The organism is Microcystis sp. M53602_WE12 (genome assembly GCF_030065455.1).
Taxonomy (GTDB): Bacteria; Cyanobacteriota; Cyanobacteriia; order Cyanobacteriales; family Microcystaceae; genus Microcystis; species Microcystis aeruginosa.
On sequence record NZ_JASJFB010000437.1, the window covers coordinates 1 to 3,352 of the forward strand.

The 3,352-nt window shown below is 44.8% G+C and carries 3 protein-coding genes; all 3 read left to right on the forward strand.

All coding sequences use genetic code 11. From position 1 onward, the window contains the following. Positions 1 to 76: 76 nt before the first annotated feature. Complete coding sequence (gene ispG, locus PX482_RS14765; RefSeq protein ID WP_288057182.1) at positions 77 to 1,297, forward strand: (E)-4-hydroxy-3-methylbut-2-enyl-diphosphate synthase; 1,221 nt, start codon at positions 77 to 79, stop codon at positions 1,295 to 1,297. 319 nt (positions 1,298 to 1,616) lie between these two features. After that, positions 1,617 to 2,663, forward strand: coding sequence for a histidinol-phosphate transaminase (gene hisC, locus PX482_RS14770; protein ID WP_288095079.1), 1,047 nt, complete (start codon positions 1,617 to 1,619; stop codon positions 2,661 to 2,663). 101 nt (positions 2,664 to 2,764) lie between these two features. After that, on the forward strand, positions 2,765 to 3,037 hold the full coding sequence (locus PX482_RS14775) for a hypothetical protein (protein ID WP_002763859.1): 273 nt from the start codon (positions 2,765 to 2,767) through the stop codon (positions 3,035 to 3,037). Positions 3,038 to 3,352 lie beyond the last annotated feature (315 nt).

A 3,352-nucleotide genomic window follows, 5' to 3' on the forward strand; every position in this document is an offset into this window, starting at 1 on the left:
CCAATTTTATTAGAGTGGCTAGAATCTGTTCCTGTTCTTTGAGAGAATAGGGAGAGTGATTGTTGGTGATAGTCCTATGCAAACCTTGGAATCGACGCTCAACCCTCCCGCAACTGCCTCCGAATTCGACACCACGATTCACCGACGTAAAACCCGTCCCGTCAGGGTAGGTAGCGTTACCATCGGTGGTGGTTATCCCGTGGTCGTGCAGTCGATGATTAACGAGGATACCCTTGATATAGATGGTTCCGTGGCTGGTATCCGTCGCCTCCATGAAATCGGTTGTGAAATTGTCCGCGTCACCGTGCCGAGTCTGGTTCACGCCACCGCTTTAGCTAAAATTAGGGAAAAACTGCTGACCACCTATCAACCCGTGCCGTTAGTAGCCGATGTACATCACAACGGCATGAAAATCGCCCTAGAAGTGGCCAAGCACGTCGATAAAGTGCGGATTAACCCCGGTTTGTACGTTTTCGAGAAACCGAAAGCCGACCGCAGCGAGTACAGTCAAGCAGAATTTGATGAAATTGGCGAAAAAATCGCCGAAACCCTGAAACCTTTAGTAGTTTCCCTGCGAGATCAAGGTAAAGCGATGCGAATCGGCGTTAACCACGGTTCTCTGGCCGAAAGAATGCTCTTTACCTACGGCGACACCCCCGAAGGAATGGTACAGTCGGCTTTAGAATTTATCCGCATCTGCGAATCCCTCGATTTTCGCAATCTGGTCATTTCCCTGAAAGCTTCCCGCGTGCCGGTGATGGTGGCCGCCTATCGTCTCATGGTTAAGCGCATGGACGAGTTAGGTATGGATTATCCCCTGCATTTGGGGGTTACTGAGGCAGGAGATGGGGAATACGGACGAATTAAATCCACTGCCGGGATTGCCACTCTCTTAGCGGACGGTATTGGTGATACGATTCGCGTTTCTCTGACGGAAGCTCCCGAAAAGGAAATTCCCGTCTGTTACAGTATCCTCCAGGCCCTGGGACTGCGGAAAACCATGGTCGAATACGTTGCCTGTCCTTCCTGTGGTCGCACTCTTTTTAATTTAGAAGATGTCCTGCAGCAAGTGCGGGCAGCGACTCAACACCTCACCGGACTCGATATCGCCGTTATGGGTTGTATTGTCAATGGACCGGGAGAAATGGCCGACGCAGACTATGGTTATGTGGGGAAACAGGCCGGTTATATCTCCCTTTATCGCGGTCGCCAGGAAATTAAACGCGTCCCCGAAAATGAAGGTGTAAGCGAGTTGATTAATTTAATTAAAGCCGATGGCCGTTGGGTAGAACCTTAATTAGGGTTTGCTGAAAAGTTTTTCCTGGTGGCAGGGTGTGGGGTGTGGGGTGTGGGGTGTGGGGTTTTACCCATTTTCAGGGAGTCAATTACCTAATTTTTAGGGAAAAAGTCCCTGAATTTTCCCCCCAATCACTCCAATCGCTGGCACTTTTTGATTTCAAAAAAGCCTAAAGATATTATCCAACAAGGTTTTTAGATTTATTCAGCCAACCTTAATTAGTTTTACCGGTAGGGGTTGACATCGATTCAACCCCCGATCATCGGCGAGAATTTGTTACAATGGAAAGCTTGCTAGAAATTGCCGCCCCAGAGAGTCCATGCTACCTACACGCGATTGTGTTCGTCAAACCCCCGCTTACACTCCGGGAGAACAGCCCCAAAGCGCGGGATTTACCAAACTTAACACCAATGAGAATCCCTATCCCCCACCGGCGGAAATTTTTTCCCACCTGCCAGAGCAATTAGAGAAAGTCCGACTCTATCCCGATCCTATCTCCAAAGAGTTACGGCAAACGGCGGCGGAATTATACGGCATAGCAGCCGATCAGATAATCGCGGGTAATGGCTCCGATGATATCCTCAATATCGCCCTGCGAACTTTTGTTAACCCTTGCGAAAGCGTCGCTTTTTTAGATTTAACCTATTCCCTTTACGAGACAATTGCCCGGGTACACGGGGCAAATATTATCGAATTTCCCACTAATGATAAATTTGCATTGGAAGGACCGATTATTTGTCCGGAAGCTAAATTAATTTTTCTGGCTTCTCCTAATCCTCCCCTCGGTAAACATCTTGATCGCGACTATTTAGAAGCAACCTGTGCTAATGCGTCGGGAGTGGTATTAATTGATGAAGCTTATGTGGATTTTAGTGATGACAATCATCTCGATTTTCTCTCCCGTTACGATAATGTCATCATTAGTCGTACCATGTCGAAAAGTTATAGTTTAGCGGGGTTAAGAGTCGGTTTCGGTTTTGCTTCGAGGGCAATTATCGAACAGATGGATAAGGTGCGTGATTCCTATAATTTAGATCGCATTGCTCAAACTTTAGCCACAGCATCCTTAAAACACCATAATTATTTTGAGCAAGTTTGGCAAAAAGTCCGTCAAACCCGCGGCCGTTTAATTACTTCTCTGCGCGAGTTGGGATTTATTGTTTTTGACTCGGAAGCTAATTTTATCCTCGCTTCTCCCCCCCAGATTAGTGCCAGTGAGTTATATAATCAACTGAAAGAGCGTCAGATATTAGTGCGATACTTTAAACATCCTCGCATTCAGAATTATGTGCGGATTTCTATCGGAACCGATGGGGAGATTGATCGCCTTTTATCTGCTATTCAAGAGATTATGGGAACAAATTAATCTCGATTTACGTCAGGGTTTTATTAGCACTTGAAACCCTGATAAATTCTCGAAAAAAAGGCTAGATCGAGCGGAACAAAGCAGCGACAAACAAGGGTCTAATGGCCTGTCGTTTCTCCCGATTACTAGCCTTGGCTATCAAGATTATTAGTCCCACAAAAGGATTAAATACTAGCGCACAAATTTTTGAACTTATGCAAGTTTATCCCCAAGGAATCACAGTTCAAGAATTGAGCCAACGCTTAAATCGTCCCGTTTCTATGCTCAATCTTTGTCTAAAATCTTTGGTTGCTTCTAAAAAAATCGTGGCCAGAAAAAATCATAATCAGTGGGTTTATACTAGACCTCTTGTAAAAATCAAAAATTGTTGTTAGGGTTAGGAGTCAGTAGTCAGTAGTCAGTAGTCAGGAGAATTAAGAATCAATATAATCAATTAAATGGTCTCTTTACAGATGTTAGGCAATTTAACCATTATTTTTGCCGTTTTTGAACCCTGAAAAATTAATTATGCAAGAGGCTCACTGTTAATAAAAAGGCTTAGTTTATCCGGCTCTTCGTTACTTGTTATGGTTCGATAGGGGGGCATAAATCGACTAAATCCTTATCTGGCAAGAGACTTAATTGATTAGTTCGCTCTAGATAAAAACAATTGACAAAAATCGCTAAATGCCTTTCTCTATAAGGGTTCC

Coding starts and splice junctions, on each gene's coding strand:
- ispG (WP_288057182.1), top strand. CDS start 77: ATGCAAACCTTGGAATCGACGCTCAACCCTCCCGCAACTGCCTCCGAA.
- hisC (WP_288095079.1), top strand. CDS start 1,617: ATGCTACCTACACGCGATTGTGTTCGTCAAACCCCCGCTTACACTCCG.
- PX482_RS14775 (WP_002763859.1), top strand. CDS start 2,765: ATGGCCTGTCGTTTCTCCCGATTACTAGCCTTGGCTATCAAGATTATT.